The sequence below is a fragment of the Bacteroides gallinaceum genome, assembly GCF_030373775.1.
Classification (GTDB): Bacteria; Bacteroidota; Bacteroidia; order Bacteroidales; family Bacteroidaceae; genus Phocaeicola; species Phocaeicola excrementipullorum.
The window spans coordinates 22,433-45,978 of sequence record NZ_JAUDEN010000001.1; the positions used below are offsets into that span (position 1 = coordinate 22,433).

The following is a 23,546-nucleotide window of genomic DNA, read 5'->3' on the forward strand; positions in this document are numbered from 1 at the left end:
ATGTAGTGAAAAACATCGAAAAAAAATAAAGGGCATCCAAAAAACATTGGATACCCTTCACATTAGGATTTGTTTCTATTCTCTTATTTAATGCCCAGCTTGGCCTTGATCTCAGCAGGTACGGCATCTTTATGTACCAGGATGTTCATCGTCTTATAAGCAACGAAAGCTTTGGATGCATACCAAATACCTTTGTATTTACCGCTCAATCCCCAAGAGTTCTTAACCATGAAATATTCTTTACCGGTCTGATCTTTGGCAATACCATAGATAACCATACCATGGTCATCAGTCGTTTCCCAGTTATCGAAAGCAACTTGACGCATTTCCTGCGTTACTTCTACTTCAGGCAAAGGACGAGAAGTCAATTCCTTGCGCTTGTCCGTAGCAGTCATACCTGTCCAGCGAGCCATGTCAGAGCCAGTCAGTTCGGCACCACGAGCTGCATCGGGCATAACAGCGATACCATCACGGGTAAATCCCTGTTCGCTCACGTCGCTACCCCATGCAAAGGTATAACCTGTGCGGATGGCATTGTCCATTACGGCCATCAGCTCGTCAATAGGCAGGTTGTAGGACAAGCCGTTGCGCCAGTTGTCCTGAATTTCAATGGCAAACTGGGTGTAGAAAGGATGGTGAGTATACGAAGTCAGTGACACGTAGTCATCAGGATTGATACCCAGACTGGCGGCAAAGCTCTTCGGTGTGTACTCCGTACCCATATAAGTGAACTTCTCGGGACATTTGCCCAGATAAGTGTCGTAGATAGCACTGATACCGTTCTTCCATACGGGGGTCAGCTTGCTGAAGTTGCCCTTGCCGATGGCTTTTACATAGGCGCCGGCAACGGCATCCAGTTCGTTGTGTACAGGCAGTGAATCACCGTACATGATACCTGGCATGGCTTCCTGCGGCACAAGGCCATAATTCTTCATACAATACATGATGTCATAGAAGCTTCCGCCCGGCGAGAAGGGAGCATCACCGTGATAGCGCACGTAATTAACGGCACGGTCTACCATGGTGTGATGTACAACGAACATTTCGGACAGGTCGTAAGTACCTTTACCCAAGCGCAGCAATTCACTCTCCAAGAAGCCGAGGCTGGAGAAGCTCCAGCACGTGCTCGAACGATTTTGGTTCTTGATGCTGGTGATGGGGTTTTCCTTTACGGTAGTGAAAACGAAGCCTTCTTCTTTGGGCTCAGTCTTCTTCTTGGCCGACATGTCGAAGGCCAGCAATGCCAATGCGGCAACGAGGATTGTTTTTTTCATCATGATTACATTATTTAGAAGTTTTCATTATAAATACAAAGATAATAAAATTACTACAAGAACATTCTAATATTGGAAAGAAACATCTGAATCAATCAAGAAAATGCTAATTTCGTCAATTATCTGCCACTCGCTACTTCTTGTTCCTTTTCCCGAAACTACATTCAATAACATTTTGCGGACTTCTTCTGTCTTATGCATAAAGCCATCCTACTTACTCCGTATCAATGACACCAAGTAAGTTCGTCTGATAGGAATTTACAACGGTTTGGGTGTCCCAATCCGTTGCCACAGAGAGAGCCTGCAAGACTCCACTACATTCCATTTCGCAGGCTCTCACAATGGCAACGGTATTTGGAAAACAGATTGGACTGGGATGCTATCCTATGAATAGGACTTGCTTTATGGAGTTTTTCTTAGCCACCTTTGGGCATCTTGGCCGGGTACGTTTTACCGTGCAAAACTACTGCGGACGGGAGAAATGTCAAGCACCGCCATGGGCTTTCGGCTGGAGGGCTTGACGGAAGCCTTCCGCAAATTTTCTCGTCCCTCCAAAATTGGGGTATTCCGTCCGCACTCTCCGGCCTCATACTTGCCTTATTCTCCCTTGTGTCCGCAGTGGCCATTTGCACGTAAAACGGTATTCCCGGTCAAGAAGCTCAAAGGAGCTTCACAAAAGGGAAAAGTATCAGATTTCACCAACTCTTAAAAACAAGGATTTATGCGGACAAGAAGAATGACTATCGAGCAAGGCCGGAGAGTGGGCATAGACCGCTTTCCCAACTTCCACAAAAGCGGAAGCGTCAGGGCATGAAACGGCTGTACTACGGCAAGGACTGCCTGTTGGTACGTTGTGGCAGCTACATCTACAATGTTTCCGCTGAACTGAGAATTTACTATCAAGCAACCATCTAAAACTTTTCAATTATGTATGAAACAGATTTTCCCGAATACGGGCAGCAATGCGAACTGGTCACACCGTGGCGTGGCTACCATCGCGGAACGATTGTGGGCAGGACTGCAAAAGGCTTTATCGTGCAGTTCAGCAGCGGAGCGGAAATAGAAGTGTATGACGACGAAATAGAATTTGACTGATATGAGCAGACTGATGACACCCCGGTTGGAGGAAGCCTTGGAAGGCTATCCCCTTTATTCCCAGGACGGCAAGGGAAAAGAAGCGGTTTGCCGTGCTATCTTCGCTCTTGGAGCGGTACGCTGGTTCATCCTTGAAGGTGAGAGAGAAGAGAACGACACTATCCTCTTTGGCATCGTGGTAGGACTTGCGGAGGACGAATACGGCTATATCTCTCTTAACGAATTGTCGGAAGTGGAGCTTGACCTTACGGCACAAGGCTTGGGTAAGCTACAAGTAAGGCTACAGGAGAATTTTACTCCTACGCCGTTAAAGAACTTGCAGGACTTCCGTCTGCAACAGTTCTTAGCCAAATTTGAACATTAAAATAACCCGTCAGCCATGGTGCAATCAACCGAGTGCCACGGCTGACATAAACATCAATAACCATGCGAACGAGAAACAAGATTATAAAGGAAGTCATCCAATGTGCAGAGGCAAACGGATGGCATGTGGATGCAGAGAAGCATCAGGACAAGAATATCGTCATTTTTGAGTTTTCCCAATTCACTCCTGCCGGACAGGATTTCTTCTTTTCTGCCACGATGCAAGGACGCAGCCTTGAAAGTCTGGTAAGCGATATGGAAGAGTATTACGAGGGTTTTGACGCTGATTCGGAAGCCTATCTATGGCTGGACGGTAACGGACACGGCAAAAATGGCGCACCTTACCGAATGAAGGATGTACTGGCCGACATGGAAGCGGCGGAGGGTATGGTCTGTAAGCTGCTTGAAGCGGTCAGGGGGCTGGCAGATTGACCACGAATACAAACATGGCCTGCTATATCTCTATTGGTGTGGCAGGCTATGAAATTTTCATCCTATCTCCGTTTGCGCCCTTTCTTCGGGAGGCCGGCAGTCTTGTAGGCAATCAGGTCATCACCACGGAATTGTATTCTCTGGTTGTCCTGCATCCGGAAGAACGGCAACGGCCTTTCCGTATGGGTAATGTAATCATAGATGGTACACCGGTGTATGCCGAGGAAACGCGCCGCATCGCTTACCGAATACGACTGTTCCGGCTTTATCTCTGAAAAATGTTTGCATATATCCATATCCACTTTGTTTTGGCATTAAAGATACAATGCCGAAAATCAAAATGAAACAGGTTAAACATGGGAATACCACGTAGTTTGTAGGATTTTCAGGGAATATGTGTCCGTCTGTTCAGAAAGGTAATCATCTTTACATGAAATGGCAACGGGACAAAAATCTAAAAAACAGATAGGCATATATATTTCAGCGTTGACAAGGTTGACAAGAAAGCCAATGTACAAACTTGATTATACAGCTTACCAGAAATGCTTATTATTCAATACTTTATCTTTTTTTCTTATAGAAATAAGAATAAATATAGATACGTGTGTTTTTGTCAACCATTGGCTACAAAATTCATAGGATTTTCAAAAGCGTCAACGCTTGTCAACGTTTGTCAACGCATCGTTTTTGATGCAAGTAACTGATACGATGCAACTTGTATCTTGTCAACAACGTCAATCCTGAAATGTGTGCAGATTATATTTTTAATAGTCCGTTAAGAATTCAACATATCGGCTAGGCGGCTTCTGCCACTATGCCAAATAGTTCTTTGATAAGTTTAGCATTAAAAGTTCTGTTCGGTTTCATACCGGACTTGCTAAAAATTCTTTTGAGCATATAAATATTACTCAGATAGGCCTTTAGCAGTCCGATGGAAAGCGAGGGATAGTATCGTTGGCGCATGACCTTTGCGATGTTTACCGAGGCCAGTGAGGCATTGAAAGCGAAGTCGAGTTTCCTCAAGTCTCTTGCCTGACAATCATTGAGTCCGGTGAACTGCTTGGAATCCCGAAAGCAAAACTCAATCTGGAATCTTGTACGGTAGTATTCAATGATGTCTTGGGCCGCCATGTCAAGGTCGGTGGAGAAATAGATTTTATGTCCTCCCGATTCGGGATAATGAACCACGACTTTGATGTTGCGTTTCATTGCCTTTGAATATGCCTTGACTGAGTAAGCCCTTCCTCCTTCAATGTCGAGAACCTCGCAACGCTGAAGGTCGAGGTTTTCAAAATCAATCTTCTCGCCCTTGATACGCGGCCGTCCCCGTTTACCTGTGCGAACACCGTCATGTGCATACCACAAGGCGACATCATCACGCAGGCGGCTGATGACATGGAATCCCAGCAGGCAGGCTTCACCCACGAACTTCGCCTTTGAGAACCAGGCGTCTGCAACGACATAACGTGTTATGCGAAGCAGCCTGTCCTTGTGTTTGCGGAGCACGTCAAGATACCAGTCCACAAGGTTGTAATCTTCGCCTTGCTTTTCCAGATACGTCTTGTCCGGCGTCTGTTCCGCACGCAGCATCATACAGTCCCGACTTTGAAATGTAGCTCGCGTCTATGGCAATGGCTTTTCTAACGCTTTCTCCAAACCGCTGCCGCATAAGGAAGAGATTGAACCGCATCCAGTCAAACTCACGTTCGAACAACTGCCGGAAGCGTTGTTCCGAGCTGTCCGAGTAACGGCCCATTTGGGTGAAATTAATCTTTCTTGGCAGTACCATATACAAAATCATGAGTTGGATGAATGCCGTTTTAAAACTTTTGCGTAACTTTGCTGAACAACTTTTCAAAGCATCGGTTACGAGTCCCTCATATTGGTCAAGTGCTGTTCTGTTCATTGCTTTAATGTGTGGTAGGAGACCATTAAAGGTAATGAAAATCAGCTACTTGACCTATTTTATTCTGCTAAACTTTATTAATTAACTTATTTGTTATCAACGGATTAGCTATAAATTTAACGAAGTATTATATTTTGAAATATGCCATAAAATAAAGGCCATCCATAGGATGACCTTAACGAGCATAATCAGATAAACTTGTTCAATTCTTCTACCAACAGATGTACGGTAGTGGAAGATTCTTCCATAGCCGGATTACCATGTGAGACATCGGCAAGAACGGCAGAGGCATTCTTAATGGCCTGCGACTGCAAGTGGAGCAATCGGTTATACATAATAGCCCCGAATCCTTCCGTCTTGGAATAGGGTATTCCTGAAAGCCTTGACAGCATGTCGGCATAACTGTTCCTGTGCAACGCCCCTTTGTAGAGATTGAAGTGCAGCAGGAACCAATATTCAAACGCCTGGTTGCTATAGGCCACCTTGAAACCGTTTTTTTCGGCCAGTGTAATGGCTTCATTGAAGTCCTTTGCAGGAAAATCGTCCTTGTCGAACACTACCCAGCACTGGTCATAAGTCCGCTTCTTCTTTTGGTCGGCGTCACGGATACTAATGGCCTTGCTCACAAGACTGGTCGTGTTCATTGCCTGGCCTACCGCCTTTACCGTGGCGGCGGTCATTCTGAAGGCCTTGAAATAATCCGGTTCCGTGCGGACACCTTCACATACGATGAGAAACGACTGCTTTACTTCTCTCGTGCTTTGGCGGCGTGTCAATGAAGCGGAACGATGGTCTTTCTTTTTTGTCTTTCCCATGGTCATCCCTCCGCCGTAAATATTGTTTCCATATCACCTATAATGGGCGTGGCACCGAACTTACCTTGCAGGTAATCCCGCTCGAAAGGTGAACTGCCACGCACTTTATACTCGGCCAGCGAATAGGCTTCTGTCGCGCCGAAACTATCCTTTTGAGTGAACCATACCTGGTCTCTGCGGAACAGACCTGCACTGAGCAGGAACGTGTCATGAGTGGTAAACAGCAGTTGCGCTCCTTTGGGATTTGTCTCCGCCGAGTTGAAAAGCGTGATAATCTTGCGCACAAGCAACGGATGGAGTTTGGAGTCAAGCTCATCCACCACCAGACGTTTGCCATTGTCCAGCGCATCTATGATAGGATATGCCAAGGAGAAATATTTGATGGTTCCCTCGGATTCGTTTCCGTTAAACGAAAAGGCTACATTATGGGTCGCTTTTCCTTCATCATCGTACTGACGATGGCTGCTTACGATGCGGTTGTCAATCTTGGCTATGCTGTCTATGCCCAAATCCGCATATTTGGCGAAACGAACTATACGCTCACGCATCTTTTCATCGTCCAGATGCCTGATGGCTTGCGACCACATTTTCTCGTCCTCGCTACAGAACAGGACTTGTGTGTCGCCAAGCCAATGCAGGATATTGACGGCGGTCGTTTCGTTGAACTGGGCGGCAGTGGAGAGAAGAAGCGCGTTGCCGCGAACCATTTTCTTGTTGACCAAATCCTGTATCAACGGGCTTTTAGCATGAACGGTGGTTGTTTCCCCTTCGCGGTAGAATATCTCTACCTCTTTGGCACGTTTCCTGTTCATACGGCGGTAAAGCCATTCGGCATGTATAGCTTTGGGGGCTACCTCAAAGCCGTAACGGTAGATGTATTCACCGACGGCGAAGGTGGCCTCCATCGTGGTCGGCTCATGGGCGGTGGAAATGTTCAGGCGGAAGTTCTCCACGTCTATGCTTTCGCCAGCCTGGCTGTTCTTGAACGAATCCATGATGAAACGCTTGTAAAAAGCGATGGCCTTCAATACATTCGTTTTTCCTGAAGCGTTCGCCCCGTAAATCACCGCACTGCGCACGAGTGACAATCCCATGTCGGAAAGCGGAATGACATCATTAGGTTCCGAAAGGGATTCCTTTAGGGTAGTGGCCACGAAGGATAGTTTAAGTTCATCCTTTATGGACAGGAAATTGCTGACACAAAATTCGAGAATCATATATTTAACCTTGTTATTTGCTGATTTTTTGCAAATATACAAGTTTTCTTCCGTATTTGGTAAAGATAGCTGGATTTTCATATCTACTAAATTGATTTATTTCCTTAGTTTGAACTATTCAGCATTGGGCCAACCGAATATTTTGCGGTAAACAACCTGAGCTTATACTGGTAAAACTTATCTTACATATTGGAAGACAAAAGCATGTCACGAAAGATGTCACGAAAGAAATATCTGAACACCAGATAATTGTGTTAGATTTAATCCGCGAGAATAAAGGCCTAACCATATCTGAAATGTCCCTAAAGACAAAGGTGACATTACAACTCTTCAAGAATTAGGCATCATTTCAAGGGAAGGTGTCGCAAAGACAGCTCATGAACTATAGAGCAAGATGAGAAATAATGAACTGCGCTGTTTTATTTCATGAAACCTCATTTGCTAAATCCATTCCGTCTTGAACCATTTCCGTTTCAAGGTCAAGCCCAAACATGTCCTTCAACTGCAAGTAGTCGAAACACAACGCTTTCGGACGGTTGACCTTGACTTTCCTGACCTGTTCGCCGCCTGACATCTCTATCGTGTAATCCGGCAGGCCATTTGGCAACAGTATCGTGAACCTGTCCTGCTTCAGTCCAAGGAATGACGGATGCGATTTGAGGTAGGACATGATGGTTGACCAGTTGGAGCGGTTGGCAGTGGCATTTTGGTTACGGCTATTGAACAGGGAGGCCACGGCAGCCATATTCAGGTAAAGGATGGGACGAGCTTCCATGAACTCGATTTCTTCCTTGGCAGCCAACGGACGGAAGCTCTTCAGGTAGCGGATGCGGTAATGCGCCTTCTCCACACATTTTCCCATCGTCTGGAAGCCTTGCAGCATGTTCCAAAAGTCGGCAACCTCGGAGCTTTCCTGGGCAAGCTCGTTCTGGGCGCGCATACCCTTTACAGCGGTATCGAACAGGTCGGTATAGCTGAAAGGCACATCCAGCACGGTCTCCAACGTGCGGAACGTGGCCAAGGGAATCACCCAGTTGCCGAAAATGCGGTCATGTATCGTCTCGTCTTCCATCTTGGCGGCCAGCTCACGCTTCACGATGAAATAGGTGTCCGCAAAGTTCTTCTCGAACAACTCCCGGTGATTCAGTATCTCTATGGTCAGGTGTGTCAGTCCCAAGTTGCACAGGGCCACCAAATCCTCATAGCGGCTTTTCTCTTTTTGGCTGAACGAGGTCTTGGAAAAGGCGAGGAACAGAACGCGGGTGTAAAGTGCCATGTCCTGCGTGGGCTTGTCTTGTCCACAAAGCACCACGCCCGTACTGACAATGGTCTGCGCCGCCATGCCGTCCGTACCCGTGTTCTTCTTTGTCTGGCCGCCGCCTCCCCAAAGTCCTTTCAGATAGGCAATCTTCCGGATGTCGAGGTCGTTCTTGTACTCGTCGAGCACCACGAGTGTATTGACCGCCTGCGAAACCCTGTCGTTCATGGCTGGTACGGAAGTGACACCGAGATTGGGCGGGTCCACACCGTGTAGAAAGAATGCCTGCAATGAAGTGGCAAGCGTGGTCTTTCCTGTTCCCTTTTCACCGAAGAGATTTAGAATAGGGAAATGCCTCGTGCGGCGGAAGATTACATCCCGGAACAAGGTGGACAACAGATAGCAGAAAGCAACGGTAGCGTTCTCGCCGAATACCTCCATCAGTTGTTTCACATAATCGTATAGCTTTATGCCGTTACGGTTCTCGTGCACCATCAGACGCTCGAACTGAAATATCTCCGGATTGTGGATGTAGATTTTGGACATGGCAGGAATATAGTACGCCTTTCCGCTGACACCACGGACAATGCCGAGGTCGTCCACAGCTTGAAACTTTCCATCGGCAAGAAGTCCGTTGCCAAAAGCGAAGAAGCCTTCTGCGGCATTCCATCCCAATTTGCGAACCCGTTCCGCCGTGTCGGTTTTGGAGTACAGATATTCCTTGACACGGTTGAGCTTGTCTATCTTGGCCAGCCACACATAGTTGCCCACGGAGCCGACCTTCTGCTGGAAGCTGTTCAACGAACACAATTCGGACTCCCTCAGCTCAATGACGCGACATATATTATAGGTGTTCCGCATACGGAAGATGCGTGTGCCGTTGTTTTCGTCCTCGATGTGGAACATCGGTTCCATGATGAAGTTGGAAATCCTTGACGGTTCCTCGTCGTCATCCCCGGTGGCATAATAACAGTTTTCCCGGATGAACAGTCCATGTTGGCGAAGCAGTTCCGCCTCACGCTGCCTCTCATCCATCGGCGTGAGTTTGTCCTGCCTTTTCCGCGCCTCGCCACGGGCTTGCGTTACGGCATCGCGCCATAATTTGGCCTTCCCGTAGATCTTGGCCAGTTCATCAATGCACTGGTTAAACACCAGCTGGTCTTTCACATAGCGCATCAGGTCGGCAATTTCCGACACGCATTTCCGCTCTTCCACTAAAGAATCCGCTATAAGAAAGCGTTTCTGCGCCAGCCAGACAATAAACAGCTTCTCTTTCAGTGAGGTGTAATCCTCCCGGCAATGAATGAAACTATCTGCATCGTTCTTTCCGAATTTCACGTTCCAACCGCTTCCGCCATCAGGGATTTCGGCAAACGGCAGTTCTCTGACGGTTACATGGAAGCCTTTCCTGACAGCTGCTGTCCCGTTTGCCATGACTGCCTCAAATCCCGGCCCGAAGGGTTTGCCTTCACTGACATCGGAATCGGGGATAAAACACAAGGATGAAGTGTATTTTTTCAATAGCTCAAACTGGCTGTCCGTCCATGCTGTACCCAATGCGGCCACGGTATTGTCGTAGCCGACGGACTGCATACGCAGCACGTCGGGCGCACCCTCCACGATGATGAAGTACTCCGCATTGCGTTCACGGCTCGCCCTGTCTATGCCGAACAGACATTCACCCTTAGCATATACCGCACTGTTTGGCGAATTGATGTATTTCGGTGCATTCGGGCTGTTCCCGATGTAACGGGCGGTATAAGCGATGATGCGCCCCCATCTGTTGCGTATGGGAATCATTATCCTGTGTCTGAACATGGTATACACACGACCGTCATCTCCGCGCCGGAGCAACCCCAGCTCGAAAAGTACATCCTCGTCCAGTCCTTTTGTCCGGCAGAACTCCATGAACGCACCTCCGTCACGTGGCGCGTACCCGATGCCTGCGACCGAACAGAACTCTTCCGGCCATCTTCCGTAAGCATATTCACGGGCAAGGCGGCTTTCATCACTGTCCGGCACCAGCAGGCTGCCTACAAAGAAGTCCTGTACATGGCCGAGTGTGGCAAGAAGCGTTTCCTTGTGCCGAATTTTTGCAGTCTGCTCCTTGTCCTGTCCTTCCACATACTCAATGGAAATATTGTGCCGTTTGGCCAAGAACTCGATGGCTTCCATGAAGGAAAGATTCTCTTTCTCCATGATGAATGTGATGGCATCGCCGCCACGGTTGCAGCTGAAACAGTGGAACAGGTTCTTTCCCGGACTGACAGAAAAGGAGCCGGTCCGCTCCTCATGGAACGGACAAACGCCCATCAGGGTCGAGCCTTTCCTTGACAGTCTGACATACGGTTCCAATACATCCTCGATGGAAAGCTCCCTGACCTTATTGATTGTTGACTCGCTTATCATAACGTGGTCAGGAGTTTCCAACAGTCAATTATGGACTGGCCGGAGTATTTTGGCCGGCTGGCATTATCGGGATTAAGCGGCTTGATATAGCCGCTGGCCTTATATTTTCTAAGCGTCTTGTAACTGACACCCAGTTCTGCGCAAGTACGTTTGACCGAATAAACCCCTTCCGGGTCACATGTTGGCACTAATTCTCTCATCCGCTTAATGTTTTATCGTATGCCTGTTCCGTAGGTCTCATAAGTTACAGCACTGACATATCCTGATATTGTTTTCTTATCTCTTTGTGTCTAAACTATTTTCGTTTATATCGGAAGAAGTGTTGTCGAAATAGTCCTGAACCGTGCGTTGCAGGAGGCGTAGGTCTGCCGTCCTGTATTCCACTTTGCCGGGTCTCTTGTAGCATACCACTTTCCCTTGCCGTCTCCATCTTTCGACATTCCGGCGGCCGAACATTTCATAAGCCTTTCTCTGACTGACAAATTCCGGATCGGCATTGTCGGATTTCAAGTACTTGACAATCCTTGCCGCAAGGTCATTCAGAAATGTGTCATAAGGGATTAGGCGGTCTAAAAACTGGAGGAACTGCATAAATCCAGGATTTACAAGGTACGCATTACGGTTATGGTCTGCTTCTCCCTGTCCGTCCGTGTCTTGAACTGACGGTTATAAATGGCACCAAGTTCTGAGGCTTGGGTTCGGACGCTTTTCAGCCTGGAGATGTGGAAGGTGATTTCATCGCCAACTTCGAGTGCGATAAGCGCAGGACGGATTTTTTCCATGTTTTCTGCCATAATATTTGTTTGTTTAATGATTAATGTTTAACTTTGTAGTCGATAATTCAATTTATATCATCGGCAAAATAACATAAAAAGGTTTATATAGCCAAATATTTGTTTGATAATTGTTGATTTAATATTGCAATTTAAGGTTTGACCCATGAATATAGACATAAAAGACGTACATGTGGGGCAGGCTATTGACCAACGCCGCAACGAACTCGGTCTTTCTAAGTCCGAGCTTGGGCGCAGACTTGGCATCCCCCAACAGCATATCAACCGCCTTCTGGAAAGGGAGACGATGGAGACCAAGCGGCTTGTCAAGGCTTGCAAGGCGTTGGACTTTAATTTTTTCGCCTTGTTCTGCCCGGTCAACCCCCAGATATCCGCATACCTCGCGGCAGTAGCATTGGACGGGGGAGATGCCAATAACAACATTGGCGATAGCGGACTTGCAGCCCAGCTTACCGCCGAACAGACCAAGGTGGAAAACTTGAACGGCACTATCAAGCTACTGAAGGAGCAGATAGATAGCCTGAATGCACAAATTATCCGTCTGGACTCCAATCTGAAGGACAAAGACGCAATTATAGAATTACTAAAAGAAAGGAGGCAAAATATGTAACATTGAATACTGTGGTCAATATGATGATTGGCACATAGTAGCGCAGAATGTTTACACCAATATCGGTAGTTATCTGGTTTTCAAATATATATTGCTATCATTTCGACAGCTATTGAGTTTGGATATTCGATGGGAACTCGATAAGAGAAATCAAATTCACGAAACTGTTTGCTATTTGTTTTCTACATAGTACATAACTCATTGAATATGAATATCTAATTAGAGTGGCCCAAGCGGCAATCGAAGACAAACTCTAAAAATCTGCAACGACGTTGATATTTTGCTTCCATCTGCATTTTATATGCAAAACATTTGTTTTTCATTTGTTTTCCCAATGGAGGCTAATCAACTCAATACCAGTAAGGTATTAAAGCGGCGCAGGCTGCAATAGAGGAAGCATAAACAGTATAAGATAATCATTGATTTAGGCTGTAATGGACTGTTTTTTCAGACATTACAGCCTAAGTTGTTTTTAGGCGGTTCGTGCATTTGCCCGCAAAAAATGAGTCAAATAAACAGTACTTGCATACACCACGCATACACTTTTGAACAGTGGCGCATACACCAACGCATACACCATTAATAACTTATAAATCAATCTGATATGGCAACGCTTAAAGTAGTCGTAAGAAAAAAAAGAGAGCTGACGGATTTTATCCAGTGTACATTTGTGTTGTCCACCGTTCAAGAATGGGTTATATTAAAACCGATAAACTCATTACGGACAAGCAAATCACCAAAAATGGAGCCATGAAATGTAAAGCCGATGTAAGCCTATGTAAAGCAGAAAAACCGCTTCGAATTATTTGCACCTTTCAGACCTCCGTCCGCAACTGCCTATAAACAAACAATTTTCGCCATTTTGCCCATCACCATTGAAAAACCGCTTCGTTATACGCCCCATAAAAGTACACCAAATCAAAGCTTTCATTCCCCTCGGATGATGCCGTCAAAAAGACCGTGTATCTTTCGCTTATGGAGATCGAAAAGAAATGGACGATGCCTATTTCAAACTGGGGACTGATTATGAACCAGTTTATGCTTATATTTGAAAACAGAATCCAGATATAAGAAGAAACTTATAACGGAATCCTGTTTCCATTTACACAAAATTTTGGACAGTGTCTTTCCTTTTCCGCACACTGCGGTCTTTCCGTCCGGTTCATTTAATCATGGCACACTTTCTTCATTTATATCATGCCTGCCGCATCTTATCCGCGCAGCTGCTTGTCCATTGCGGCGGCGGCATGACGTCCGTCACCCATTGCCAGAATCACCGTAGCACCGCCACGAACGATATCGCCTCCGGCGTAAATGGTCGGGATAGACGAGCGCATGTCTTCGTTTACAGCGATTGTTCCCTTGCGTCCCAGCTCAAGGCCTTCGATTGAGTTCGGCACAATCGGATTCGGAGAAACTCCTACACTCACAATGGCCATATCAATGTCTATGGTTTCCACTGCCCCGGGAACAGGAACCGGACTCCGGCGTCCCGAAGCGTCAGGTTCGCCCAACTCCATCTTCTGGAGCACCACCTGCTTCACGCGCCCCTGCTCATCAGCGATGTATTCAATCGGATTGTGCAGGGTAAGAAACTCCACGCCCTCCTCCTTTGCATGTTTCACTTCTTCAATGCGGGCGGGCATTTCTGCTTCCGAACGGCGGTAAATGATCATAGCGCGTTCGGCTCCCAGACGTTTGGCAGTACGCACCGAATCCATTGCAGTATTTCCGCCTCCGATAACGGCAACACGTTTCCCGAACGGAACCGGCGTGTCCGAGTCCTCACTTGCAGCATCCATCAGGTTGACACGCGTCAGATATTCGTTGGACGACATGATATTGATGGAATTTTCTCCCGGAATATTCATGAAGTTAGGCAGGCCGGCTCCCGACGCTACAAATATACCCTTATAGCCTTCAGCCTCCAGATCGGCCACACTGACTGTTTTTCCGATGATGCAGTCCTTCACAAATGTAACACCCATCTTCGAGAGGTTCTCGATTTCCACGTCAACGATCTTGTTCGGGAGGCGGAACTCAGGAATGCCGTACTTCAGCACGCCGCCGATTTCATGCAAAGCCTCGAACACCGTTACGTCGTAACCCTTCTTCGCCATATCCCCGGCAAACGAAAGTCCGGCAGGTCCCGAACCCACTACAGCGATCTTAATGCCGTTTTTACCGGCAATCTCCGGCACCGAAATCTGTCCGCTTTCACGCTCGTAATCGGCAGCGAAACGTTCCAGATAACCGATGGCAACAGCTTCGTGTCCCATCTTCAGATGGATGCATTTCGATTCGCACTGCTTTTCCTGCGGACACACACGGCCGCACACGGCAGGCAGCGCGCTCGTCTGCTTCAACACCTTGGCAGCGCTGAGAAACTCACCCCGCTCGATATTTTTGATAAAGGCCGGAATATTGATGCCGACAGGGCAGCCTTCCATACACGAAGGATTCGGACAGTCCAGGCACCGTTTCGCTTCGGTCAGCGCCTGTTCCTCATTCAGCCCCAGATTCACCTCTTCCTTGCGGCTATGCGAACGGTATTCCGGGTCAAGCTCATTCATCTTCACCCGCGGAATGGCAGTGCGTTCCTTCGGTTTCATCTGCTTGCGGAGCACTTCACGCCACGGAGCATTCCGGTCGGTCAGACTGTCTTCGGCTTTGCAAGCCTGCGGATGTTCGTCCAGTTTGTGAATTTCTTCACGCTCCACATCCCTGAAAGCACCCATACGTTTCAGCATTTCATCGAAATCTACCTGATGGCCGTCAAATTCCGGACCGTCCACACAGACGAAACGGGTCTTTCCCCCAACCGTAATGCGGCACGCGCCACACATGCCTGTCCCATCCACCATGATGGTATTCAGAGAAACATCAGTCGGAATATTGTATTTCTTGGTAAGCAGACACACGAACTTCATCATGACAGCCGGACCTATGGCAAAACATTTGTCCACCTTCTCGCGCTTGATAACTGCCTCAACTCCTTCGGTAACCAGTCCCTTGTTTCCGTAAGAGCCGTCATCGGTCATGATAACCACCTCGTCAGAGCTTTCACGCATTTCCTTTTCTAAAATGATCAGTTCTTTTGTCCGTCCGGCAAGCACGGTAATCACACGGTTTCCGGCAGCCTTCAGTGCCTGCACAATCGGAAGCATCGGAGCCACTCCCACACCGCCTCCGGCACAAACCACTGTTCCGAAATTCTCGATATGCGTAGCCTTTCCCAACGGCCCCACCACATCAGTGATATAATCGCCTTCGTTCAGTTCGCACAAACGGGTAGACGACAGGCCGACCTCCTGCACCACCAGCGTAATGGTTCCTTTCACAGGGTCAGCTTCTGCAATTGTCAATGGCATACGTTCGCCCTTTTCCCCCACACGTACAATCACAAAATGTCCCGCTTTGCGCGACTTCGCTATTAAAGGAGCTTCAACCACAAGCTTGAAGACCTTTTCTGAAAAATGTTCTTTTGAAAGAATTCTGTTCATCTTCTACTATCGGATATAAGTTAGTTATTCAAGATCATGTCAGATTGACCCCCACAAAGTTAGCGCAAATAATGACATCTTCAAAAAACTTTTCCAACAGATTAAGCCACCCGACCGATGGTGCATTCTGTTAATAATACGCTCCAACGCGTAATGTTTGGCTCCCTCCGTTTCACATTGTAGAATTATTCTACAGATTTCCACAGTTTTCCCTTTCCGTTCCGACAATCTTCCGCTTCACTATCTACTGATTTGCAGTATTTTATAAACCGTGATGTTCTTTTACCGGCACGCGGGCACATTCTTTGCTTGCACAACAAAAAGAAACCAAAGGAAGGAACATGGAAAAGTTAAAAATCTTATTGCTTTTTGCAATAGGACTTACAAGTCAGGTCCTATTTGCGCAAAACCGCACCATTCAAGGGATTGTCACATCTGCCGAAGACGGAGAACCGCTTATCGGCGCAACTGTTGTGCTCAAGGACAACCCTTCTGTGGGCGCCGCGACCGACATCAACGGCCGCTATACATTCACGATACCGGAAAACGCCAAAGTGCTGGTTGTATCTTATCTTGGAATGAAAACGCAGGAAGTGCGCATCATGCGGAGCAACAAACTGAACATTGCCCTGCAGCCCGACGAACATCTCCTGCAAGAAGTGGTGGTGACCGGTTATGGCAACTTCACGAGATCATCGTTCACCGGCTCGGCAAGTACGGTACGGGCGGATATGATGAAAGACATTCCCGTGATGAGCGTAGAACAGAAGCTGCAAGGCATGACCAGCGGCGTAAGCATTACAAGCAGCTCCGGACAGCCGGGAGCAACCCAAAGCATCCGCATCCGGGGCATGGGATCGTTCAACGCCTCGCAAGAGCCTCTGTTCGTCATCGACGGCGTTCCTGTCACATCCGGAAGCCTGAGTACGGGAGGCTACGACGCTTCGTACATGAACAACTCCAAGACCAACATCATGAGTTCGCTGAACCCTTCGGACATTGAAAACATCACGTCATCAAGGATGCAGCAGCGGCCTCACTGTATGGTTCACGGGCTGCCAACGGAGTGATTCTCATCACAACCAAGAAAGGAAAGTCCGAAAAACGAAAGTCAATCTGAACATTTCAGGAGGGTTCTCCAATTCCGCTGTGAACTTCCGCCCCACACTGAACGGCGAACAACGCCGCGAACTGCTCTATGAGGGCCTGGTGAATTACGCATCCGACCAGGGGATGGAGTCCCCAACCGCTTATGCCGACCAGCAGATTGACAGCTACGCCTCTGTTCCTGCCCTGGGGTATACCGACTGGCGCAAAGAACTGCTCCGCACCGCTACCCAGCAAGACTACGAGGCTTCTGTTTCGGGAGGCGGACAAAGAACCACCTACTACTTTTCGCTCGGATACAACAAGCAGGAAGGTCTGGCAAAAAATTCGGGCCTGGAGCGTTACTCCGCACGCCTGAATCTTACACGCAAAATAGGAAGCATCGCCGAAGTGGGAGCCAACATCATGTTCTCTCAACTGAACCAGGAACTGAATGAAGAGCGTACCTCGGCCATCAACCCCTTCTTTGACGTAGCGGTCAGCATGAATCCGTCGATGACCGTCCGCGATGAAAACGGCAACTATACAGGCGCATACGAAGGATCGACACTCAATCCGCTGAGAGATATCCTGACTGACTATAACCGGACGCGCATGACCAGGATGTTCTCGACAGGATATGCATCCATCGAACTTGTCAAAGGACTGAAGCTGAAAGAAACGCTCAGCTATGACTATAATATCCAGAAAGATTCCCGATACTACAATCCGTTAAGCTCAGCAGGGCCCAAGAGCGGAAGCGACGCGCGCACGGCCAAGGGCTTTATCGAATATGGAAAAATAAATTCGTCCACTTCTCTGAATTACATCCACGCGTTTGCCGGCAAACATCACCTGGATGTGCTTGCGGCCTACGAACTGGAACGCTACGACAACGACCATGCGGTGGGAGAAGCATACAGGCTGCCCTCGGATATTCTTACCGAGCCCGACAATGCCGCCGTCATCAACGCTTTCAACTCTTCTACGCAGGACTACAGGATGATTTCGTATCTCTCCCGCCTGAACTACGACTACGACGGACGTTATTTCGTGGCCGGAAGCTTCCGCAGGGACGGAAGTTCGCGCCTTGCCCCGGGAAACCGGTGGGGGAACTTCTGGTCTGTATCGGGCATGTGGTACATCAGCAACGAAGCTTTCATGAAGCCTTTGCAGAATGTGCTCACCGATTTGAAGATCAGAGCCTCATACGGCGTAAACGGCAACCAGCCCAACAGCCTTTACGGATACATGGGACTGTATTCTTACGGACAGAACTATATGGGAAATGCGGGGTCGTATGAGTCGTCACAGCCTAACCCCGGACTGAAATGGGAAAAAAACTACAATCTGAACATCGGACTTGACGTGGCGTTCATCAACCGCATCTTCGTAAGTCTGGAATATTACAACCGGGACACGAAAGACTTGCTGTATAACATGCCTATCAGCAACACGACAGGATTCACCAATTATCTTGCCAACGTGGGGCAGCTGAACAACAAAGGATGGGAACTTGAACTGCGCACAATGAACTTCTCGACCAGCGATTTCAACTGGACCACCGTCTTGAACCTGAGCCACAACAGAAATAAAGTCGTATCGCTCAACGGACAGCTCGACCAGTCGATCGAAGGCAACTGGTTTATCCATAAAGTGGGCCTTCCCTACTATACCTTTTACGTGAAGGAGTTTGCAGGGGTAGACCCGCAAACGGGAAAAGCCCAATACTATCTGAACACGCAAAACGAAGACGGATCCTATAACCGCGGACTGACAACCAATCCGGATCAGGCACAGTCGGTTCCCTACAAGTCGGTTGAACCGAAAATCTCGGGAGGACTGACAAACATGTTCGACTACAAAGGCTTCGACCTGAGCTTCACCCTGACCTATTCGCTCGGAGGATATTCTTTCGACAGGGCCGGCACTTACATCGAAAACGGGACGAACAGCATTTATGGCGACGGGGCAGGGTCAAAAGGACGCAACCTTCCGGTCTATGCGCTTGACCGCTGGCAGAAGCCGGGAGACCAGACCGACGTTCCCCGCTTCGTGTTCGGTGAAGCACCGGGACCCAACAACTCTTCCCGCTACATCCACAGCACGAACCACCTGCGCCTGAAAAGCCTCACTTTGGGCTATACCTTGCCCAAGCAATGGGTGAACAAGGCGTTCATCGACAATGCACGCATCTATTTTTCGGGCAGCAACCTGCTGACATGGGCAAAATGGAAACAGTATGACCCCGAAACTCCGGTAAACGGAGAAGTGCTCTGCGAAACTCCGCCCATGCGCACATTCAGTTTCGGCGTGCAACTGACATTATAAACACATAAGCAACCTGAAAACATTAAAAAACGATTATATGAAACGATATTCCAAATATTTGCTGCTGGCGGCTTCATTGACAGCCGCCTCCTGCTCCGAAAGCTGGCTCGACCTGAACCCGTCGACTTCTGTCACTACAGAGCAGGCTCTTTCTACGGTAAACGATTTGCAGACAGCCTTAAATGGCGTGTACCGTGAAACATCTCAACACAGCTATTACGGTGACAACTACTGGTACTACGGCGACTGCCGTGCCATGGATGTGCAGGCGCGCGAAGGCAAAGACTCCGGCCAACGTGTGTCGCCCTATTATGAATACAACGCCATCGCAACAGACAATCTCAACATTGTCTTGCCGTGGCAGCGGCCTTACATTGTAATCCGTCAGGCAAACAACATCATCCAGCACATCGATGAAGGAAGCATCACCGACGGCGATGCAGAACAGCTTGCCGCAATCAAGTCCGAAGCACTCGTGCTCCGCGGACTGGCTCTTTTCAACCTGACACGCTTTTTCGGAATGCCTTATACATACGACAACGGTGCATCACCGGGCGTTCCAATAGTCACCAAAGCCGTTACACCTGACTATCTTCCGGCCCGCAATATAGTGGCCGAATGCTATGCGCAAGTAGTTGCAGACATGACTGATGCCTTGTCCGGCCTGAGCAGGGAGCGCCGTGACGGTTATGTCAACTATTGGGCGGCGCAGGCACTGCTCTCGCGTGTCTACCTCGACATGGGCGAATACCAGAAAGCTTATGAAGCGGCAACCGATGTGATACAGAATGCAGGCGCACTTTATTCATTATACACAATCAGCGAATATCCCGGTGTCTGGGGACAAGACTTTCAGTCGGAGTCGCTCTTTGAACTGTATATCAGCACCACAGAACCGTCGGAATGGGGCGGAGGAACAGGAGGAGAAGGTGCTCCGATGGTATATGCCAACGAAAACTCCACCGACTGGAACAACCTGATTCTGACGGAAGACTATCTTACGCTTCTGGAAGAAGATCCGGACGATGTGCGCCACAGTGTCACGCAGTATTCAAGGATCGAAAACAATGCCGCATTGCCCGGAGCCGCCCGCAACCGCAGGGTGTTTCTCGGCAAGTTCCCCGGAAAGACCGGCGACCCGAAAGACAACAACATCTGCATCATACGCCTTTCTGAAGTTTACCTGAACGCCGCCGAAGCCGGCGCTCATCTGGGAGGCGCAGCTTTGTCGGAGTCACGGGGGTATCTGAACACGCTCATCAGCCAGCGCACGCCTAACGCCTCGATGCAGGTAGCTTCGGATGCCGACCTTACGGTTGACCGTGTGCTGAAAGAACGCAGAAAAGAGCTTGTGGGCGAAGGGCAGATATTCTTTGACTTCCTTCGGAACAAGAAAACGATCACCCGCAAGGGAGGATGGCATCTGGGAACGCTGGAAACAGCCAATGCCGAAGTTATCGAACCGACCGACCTGCGCATCGCCCTGCCTATTCCCCAAACGGAAATCGACTCGAATCCGAACGTGACCCAAAATCCGAGATAACATACAAACTTGCAACAAGTCCGCCCCTCGCCTGCAGGAACGCCCCTGAATATCTTTGGCGCATGCCTGCAGACGAAAGGCGGACAATTGCCGACACATGCAGCCACAAACACTTGCCGAATACAAACACAACAAACGCCTCATTAACCTGCGTTCATTTTCTTACCTTTTTCTTTATAGGAAGCAAAGGAAGCCCCCTTGTCATCAGCAATTCCATGTCGCCCACACCGTCATAATATTTAATTTGAGGAGCTGTATCCTCTGGATACAAGCCCAGCTCAGGATAAGCTTTTACTAAAGAATATGAGCTATGTCCTCTGACAAAAGACCTCCAATGCGAATAATTCAATTTGTCAGACAAGCCGATTCTATATGGCGGAGCTTTATACACATAACGTGCCGGCGGTGACTGCACACCGCTAAACGTATATATCGAACGCACCTTCTCGCCGCCCTGCAGAGCAGGAAGCCATTCGCTCCTCACTATCAGAGCAGCAAGAGCATTGCCCATCAGGCTGTCCGCCGTTTCTATATGCAGGTTGCTCACACTCCCGTCACGCTCCACAACAAAAAATCCTGCATAACGGACACGTTTGTCCACTTTCAAACTATCACGCAATGTACGCAAGAAGCTTTTATCACTGCCATACTCACTCCGGACCTCCGGATTAAGCACAATCATGTCAAGGTCCGAAGGGGCAGACGAGGAATTCCTGCAAACTTCGTCCACGCACACGGCAAACTGCGCATTGCGCCCACCGTCATGCGGACGGATGACAACCCTCTCCTCTACGGATACCGGTACCGGACGGCGGCTCTCCGTCAGAGCCGGCTCCCAAAGGGGAGAACGCTTCAGAAGCCTCTCAAGCTCCGACCTGACAGACGCATTGCCGCATCCCTCCACACGGACATCCTCCATACACCCTTCTTCCGAAACCGTATAGCACAGTGACAACGTATCGCAATAGCCGGAGAAATCGGAGTGACGGGGGAAACGGAACCTGGAGGAGAGCCACTTCACGAACGCTTCCCTCCCGTCAAGATAGCCACTCTTCTCTCCCTTCAACGGAAAACGGGGAGGAAGGTGACGGCCCACGCACAGAACATCCTCACGCAACGTGTCGGGCATCAGCGAGGGAAAGTCAACCTCCACAAGCTTATAGATGTCATCCATGCCGCAGCCACCAAACCTGCAACGCGGGGCGCGGGACACTACGCCCTTTATTTCACGCTCAAAGGCAGGGCTGAGCGTGTTCACGCCGCTCGTGATGAAAACCCTTCCGTCCCAAGCCGAACTGACCACGAACCGCTCCACTCCGGCCACGCCGTAACGCGAAGCCCCTTCGGGAAACCTCACGTGGCCGGAAATCCATTCCGCTATTTCATCAAGCGTAAGGAGTGAATCGCCCTGCCCTACGGCAGGCTGCGCATTTGCGCTGGCACAACAGAACAAGAGGGACAATCCTAAAATCTTCCACTTCATTTTATGCCTAATTTAAACATCCTTTCATCTGTCCAAATATACGAAAAATTCTCCTAAAAAACAATACGTTTCCACATATAGAACCACCGTAACCGACAAAAAACATTTCTCTGCCATACACGTTTCTTTCCGAACATAATGACACCGGAAGCGGCTTTTTCATAACCGGACAATCCGTTGAAAGCAACAAACCAGAATCGTTTTCACTGCAAAAGCAAGGCATCATCCCCTCCAGAAAGCTCTCCGAAGAAGAAAAACAGCCGATTACAAGTCCAAAATGTCCCGACATTCAAAGCAAAACACCGCGGTCTTTTCACAAAAACGAGCCGACATTTGCAGTAAAATGTCCCGTCACATAAAACAAAAGGCGGCGGAAAGCCCTTTCAGCCGTCCTCAAGCCGCCTTCTTCTCTCCGAAACGGACGAAGAAAAGCACAAAGGCAAAAAGACGAAAAGAAACTCCTCTCCCGGAAACGACGACAAAAAGCAATGAAAAACGCAGCACAGAAAAACATTTTCCGGAAAAAGGCACAACCGTCAGACAACCGGACCGCATTGCGATTCATCTTCCTGCGTTTTTCCCTGCCTCCCCCACATCCGGCCGCAAACAGCGCATTCTCATCAGGCGGAAACAGCATTTTGTCAGAATGTCAATCCCTCCAAAAGAAAGAAGAAAAACGCCTGCACGCCAGTCCGGAGAGCAGTTGGTTAAATACGCAACCTTTTCAATTACAATCATTATGCCGGGCGACAACGGACAGACAGACAACGGCTTACAATTACGAAACTATTTTATTTATCAATTTCCAAAATGATTTGTCCGGAAAAAACGGATGTGGTATCAAATTAAAGACTATCTTTGTGAGGTTACAACCAACAAGAAAAGCATGAACGAATTATTGGCAAGAATCAAGCGACAAATCAACGACGGCGACGTGGACGGAGCCATCATCAGGCTGAGGGAGATTATGGCCGTTTCGCCCGAAACGAATGCCGAAGCCTATTACCTTCTGGGAAATGCTTACCGCAAGCTGGGCGACTGGCAGGGCGCGCTCAACAATTACCAGGAGGCTATCGCCCTGGATCCCGAAAGCCCTGCGGCTGAAGCGCGCGACATGGCGCTCGACATCCTCAGCTTCTACAACAAAGACATGTTTAATCAATAAAGATACGTAAGACTTATGGCTAAAATGAAAGGTGTGGTCGTTGTGAATACCGAACGGTGCAAAGGATGCAACCTCTGTGTGGTTGCCTGCCCGCTCCACGTATTGTCACTCACCCCGAAAGTTAATCAGAAAGGATATAATTTTGTCCAGCAGGTAGTGGAAGACACCTGCAACGGATGCTCTTCATGCGCCATCGTGTGCCCCGACGGATGTCTGACCGTCTACAGAGCAAAGTGTGAAGAATAGAATCAACTACAAAAAA

At 48.6% G+C, this 23,546-nt stretch carries 19 protein-coding genes and 3 pseudogenes; 11 read left to right on the forward strand and 11 right to left on the reverse strand.

Features of this window, described 5'->3' with window-relative positions; translation table 11 throughout:
- Positions 1-83: 83 nt before the first annotated feature.
- Positions 84-1,274, reverse strand: coding sequence for a C1 family peptidase (locus QUW60_RS00065; RefSeq protein ID WP_075319037.1), 1,191 nt, complete (start codon positions 1,272-1,274; stop codon positions 84-86).
- A gap of 721 nt (positions 1,275-1,995) precedes the next feature.
- Here QUW60_RS00065 and QUW60_RS00070 point away from each other — a divergent pair.
- The 4 genes and pseudogenes from QUW60_RS00070 to QUW60_RS00085 all read left to right on the forward strand — a co-directional run bounded on the left by QUW60_RS00070 (position 1,996) and on the right by QUW60_RS00085 (position 3,164).
- Positions 1,996-2,189 (forward strand): annotated as a pseudogene (locus QUW60_RS00070) (hypothetical protein).
- 12 nt (positions 2,190-2,201) lie between these two features.
- A complete protein-coding gene (locus tag QUW60_RS00075) occupies positions 2,202-2,369 on the forward strand; it encodes a hypothetical protein (protein ID WP_022384503.1) in 168 nt (55 codons plus the stop codon).
- A 1-nt stretch (position 2,370) separates the two neighbouring features.
- Positions 2,371-2,733: a DUF2958 domain-containing protein gene (locus QUW60_RS00080; RefSeq protein WP_289557977.1), complete on the forward strand. Its 363-nt coding sequence runs from the start codon at positions 2,371-2,373 to the stop codon at positions 2,731-2,733.
- A 62-nt stretch (positions 2,734-2,795) separates the two neighbouring features.
- The gene (locus QUW60_RS00085; protein WP_125105115.1) at positions 2,796-3,164 is read left to right on the forward strand and encodes a hypothetical protein; all 369 of its coding nucleotides are present in this window, start codon (positions 2,796-2,798) and stop codon (positions 3,162-3,164) included.
- A gap of 62 nt (positions 3,165-3,226) precedes the next feature.
- Here QUW60_RS00085 and QUW60_RS00090 read toward each other — a convergent pair whose 3' ends face one another.
- From QUW60_RS00090 to QUW60_RS00125, 8 genes are all read right to left on the reverse strand, one after another.
- Positions 3,227-3,460 (reverse strand): helix-turn-helix domain-containing protein, encoded by a 234-nt coding sequence (locus QUW60_RS00090; protein WP_022384507.1) that lies wholly within the window; start codon positions 3,458-3,460, stop codon positions 3,227-3,229.
- A 499-nt stretch (positions 3,461-3,959) separates the two neighbouring features.
- Positions 3,960-4,757, reverse strand: a complete 798-nt coding sequence (locus QUW60_RS00095; protein ID WP_289557978.1) for a transposase — start codon at positions 4,755-4,757, stop codon at positions 3,960-3,962.
- Positions 4,758-5,258: 501 nt separating this feature from the next.
- A complete protein-coding gene (locus QUW60_RS00100) occupies positions 5,259-5,885 on the reverse strand; it encodes an RloB family protein (protein ID WP_241209994.1) in 627 nt (208 codons plus the stop codon).
- A gap of 2 nt (positions 5,886-5,887) precedes the next feature.
- Positions 5,888-7,102, reverse strand: a complete 1,215-nt coding sequence (locus tag QUW60_RS00105; RefSeq protein ID WP_289557979.1) for an AAA family ATPase — start codon at positions 7,100-7,102, stop codon at positions 5,888-5,890.
- 424 nt (positions 7,103-7,526) lie between these two features.
- Complete coding sequence (locus QUW60_RS00110) at positions 7,527-10,769, reverse strand: DNA primase (RefSeq protein WP_289557982.1); 3,243 nt, start codon at positions 10,767-10,769, stop codon at positions 7,527-7,529.
- The gene (locus QUW60_RS00115) at positions 10,766-10,969 is read right to left on the reverse strand and encodes a MerR family transcriptional regulator (RefSeq protein WP_260400840.1); all 204 of its coding nucleotides are present in this window, start codon (positions 10,967-10,969) and stop codon (positions 10,766-10,768) included. The genes QUW60_RS00110 and QUW60_RS00115 overlap by 4 nt, the downstream gene beginning before the upstream one ends.
- Positions 10,970-11,045: 76 nt before the next feature.
- A complete protein-coding gene (locus QUW60_RS00120; RefSeq protein WP_172774761.1) occupies positions 11,046-11,360 on the reverse strand; it encodes a hypothetical protein in 315 nt (104 codons plus the stop codon).
- Positions 11,361-11,371: 11 nt separating this feature from the next.
- The gene (locus QUW60_RS00125) at positions 11,372-11,563 is read right to left on the reverse strand and encodes a hypothetical protein (protein ID WP_172774760.1); all 192 of its coding nucleotides are present in this window, start codon (positions 11,561-11,563) and stop codon (positions 11,372-11,374) included.
- 145 nt (positions 11,564-11,708) lie between these two features.
- Here QUW60_RS00125 and QUW60_RS00130 point away from each other — a divergent pair, with 145 nt between their 5' ends.
- Together QUW60_RS00130 and QUW60_RS15085 are read left to right on the forward strand one after the other, a co-directional pair.
- A complete protein-coding gene (locus QUW60_RS00130) occupies positions 11,709-12,173 on the forward strand; it encodes a helix-turn-helix domain-containing protein (protein WP_022384518.1) in 465 nt (154 codons plus the stop codon).
- 906 nt (positions 12,174-13,079) lie between these two features.
- Positions 13,080-13,244: pseudogene (locus tag QUW60_RS15085) on the forward strand (IS256 family transposase); the annotation flags it as partial.
- Positions 13,245-13,384: 140 nt separating this feature from the next.
- Here QUW60_RS15085 and QUW60_RS00135 read toward each other — a convergent pair.
- A complete protein-coding gene (locus QUW60_RS00135; protein ID WP_289557985.1) occupies positions 13,385-15,676 on the reverse strand; it encodes a bifunctional dihydroorotate dehydrogenase B NAD binding subunit/NADPH-dependent glutamate synthase in 2,292 nt (763 codons plus the stop codon).
- 341 nt (positions 15,677-16,017) lie between these two features.
- Here QUW60_RS00135 and QUW60_RS00140 point away from each other — a divergent pair.
- Positions 16,018-19,093 (forward strand): annotated as a pseudogene (locus tag QUW60_RS00140) (SusC/RagA family TonB-linked outer membrane protein).
- Positions 19,094-19,130: 37 nt separating this feature from the next.
- On the forward strand, positions 19,131-20,636 hold the full coding sequence (locus QUW60_RS00145) for a RagB/SusD family nutrient uptake outer membrane protein (protein ID WP_258338249.1): 1,506 nt from the start codon (positions 19,131-19,133) through the stop codon (positions 20,634-20,636).
- Positions 20,637-20,790: 154 nt separating this feature from the next.
- On the opposite strand, the gene QUW60_RS00150 is transcribed toward QUW60_RS00145, so the two are convergent.
- Positions 20,791-22,119 carry a hypothetical protein gene (locus QUW60_RS00150; RefSeq protein WP_289557987.1) on the reverse strand — a complete coding sequence of 443 codons (1,329 nt, stop codon included), beginning with the start codon at positions 22,117-22,119 and terminating at the stop codon, positions 20,791-20,793.
- A gap of 488 nt (positions 22,120-22,607) precedes the next feature.
- On the opposite strand from QUW60_RS00150, the gene QUW60_RS00155 reads away from it, so the two are divergent.
- The 3 genes from QUW60_RS00155 to QUW60_RS00165 are packed head-to-tail and all read left to right on the forward strand — an operon-like array spanning position 22,608 to position 23,530.
- On the forward strand, positions 22,608-23,009 hold the full coding sequence (locus tag QUW60_RS00155) for a hypothetical protein (RefSeq protein WP_258338247.1): 402 nt from the start codon (positions 22,608-22,610) through the stop codon (positions 23,007-23,009).
- On the forward strand, positions 23,006-23,284 hold the full coding sequence (locus QUW60_RS00160) for a tetratricopeptide repeat protein (protein WP_289557989.1): 279 nt from the start codon (positions 23,006-23,008) through the stop codon (positions 23,282-23,284). Before QUW60_RS00155 ends, QUW60_RS00160 begins: the two co-directional genes overlap by 4 nt.
- Before the next feature lie 15 nt (positions 23,285-23,299).
- The gene (locus QUW60_RS00165; protein ID WP_022354230.1) at positions 23,300-23,530 is read left to right on the forward strand and encodes a 4Fe-4S binding protein; all 231 of its coding nucleotides are present in this window, start codon (positions 23,300-23,302) and stop codon (positions 23,528-23,530) included.
- Positions 23,531-23,546 lie beyond the last annotated feature (16 nt).

Excerpts from the sequence above, each read along its gene's own strand:
- QUW60_RS00135 (WP_289557985.1), bottom strand. The coding sequence starts at position 15,676 with ATGAACAGAATTCTTTCAAAAGAACATTTTTCAGAAAAGGTCTTCAAG.
- QUW60_RS00100 (WP_241209994.1), bottom strand. The coding sequence starts at position 5,885 with ATGGGAAAGACAAAAAAGAAAGACCATCGTTCCGCTTCATTGACACGC.
- QUW60_RS00110 (WP_289557982.1), bottom strand. The coding sequence starts at position 10,769 with ATGATAAGCGAGTCAACAATCAATAAGGTCAGGGAGCTTTCCATCGAG.
- QUW60_RS00090 (WP_022384507.1), bottom strand. The coding sequence starts at position 3,460 with ATGGATATATGCAAACATTTTTCAGAGATAAAGCCGGAACAGTCGTAT.
- QUW60_RS00065 (WP_075319037.1), bottom strand. The coding sequence starts at position 1,274 with ATGAAAAAAACAATCCTCGTTGCCGCATTGGCATTGCTGGCCTTCGAC.
- QUW60_RS00105 (WP_289557979.1), bottom strand. The coding sequence starts at position 7,102 with ATGATTCTCGAATTTTGTGTCAGCAATTTCCTGTCCATAAAGGATGAA.
- QUW60_RS00150 (WP_289557987.1), bottom strand. The coding sequence starts at position 22,119 with ATGAAGTGGAAGATTTTAGGATTGTCCCTCTTGTTCTGTTGTGCCAGC.
- QUW60_RS00160 (WP_289557989.1), top strand. The coding sequence starts at position 23,006 with ATGAACGAATTATTGGCAAGAATCAAGCGACAAATCAACGACGGCGAC.
- QUW60_RS00120 (WP_172774761.1), bottom strand. The coding sequence starts at position 11,360 with ATGCAGTTCCTCCAGTTTTTAGACCGCCTAATCCCTTATGACACATTT.
- QUW60_RS00145 (WP_258338249.1), top strand. The coding sequence starts at position 19,131 with ATGAAACGATATTCCAAATATTTGCTGCTGGCGGCTTCATTGACAGCC.
- QUW60_RS00130 (WP_022384518.1), top strand. The coding sequence starts at position 11,709 with ATGAATATAGACATAAAAGACGTACATGTGGGGCAGGCTATTGACCAA.
- QUW60_RS00155 (WP_258338247.1), top strand. The coding sequence starts at position 22,608 with ATGAAAAACGCAGCACAGAAAAACATTTTCCGGAAAAAGGCACAACCG.
- QUW60_RS00165 (WP_022354230.1), top strand. The coding sequence starts at position 23,300 with ATGGCTAAAATGAAAGGTGTGGTCGTTGTGAATACCGAACGGTGCAAA.
- QUW60_RS00075 (WP_022384503.1), top strand. The coding sequence starts at position 2,202 with ATGTATGAAACAGATTTTCCCGAATACGGGCAGCAATGCGAACTGGTC.
- QUW60_RS00125 (WP_172774760.1), bottom strand. The coding sequence starts at position 11,563 with ATGGCAGAAAACATGGAAAAAATCCGTCCTGCGCTTATCGCACTCGAA.
- QUW60_RS00085 (WP_125105115.1), top strand. The coding sequence starts at position 2,796 with ATGCGAACGAGAAACAAGATTATAAAGGAAGTCATCCAATGTGCAGAG.
- QUW60_RS00080 (WP_289557977.1), top strand. The coding sequence starts at position 2,371 with ATGAGCAGACTGATGACACCCCGGTTGGAGGAAGCCTTGGAAGGCTAT.
- QUW60_RS00115 (WP_260400840.1), bottom strand. The coding sequence starts at position 10,969 with ATGAGAGAATTAGTGCCAACATGTGACCCGGAAGGGGTTTATTCGGTC.
- QUW60_RS00095 (WP_289557978.1), bottom strand. The coding sequence starts at position 4,757 with ATGATGCTGCGTGCGGAACAGACGCCGGACAAGACGTATCTGGAAAAG.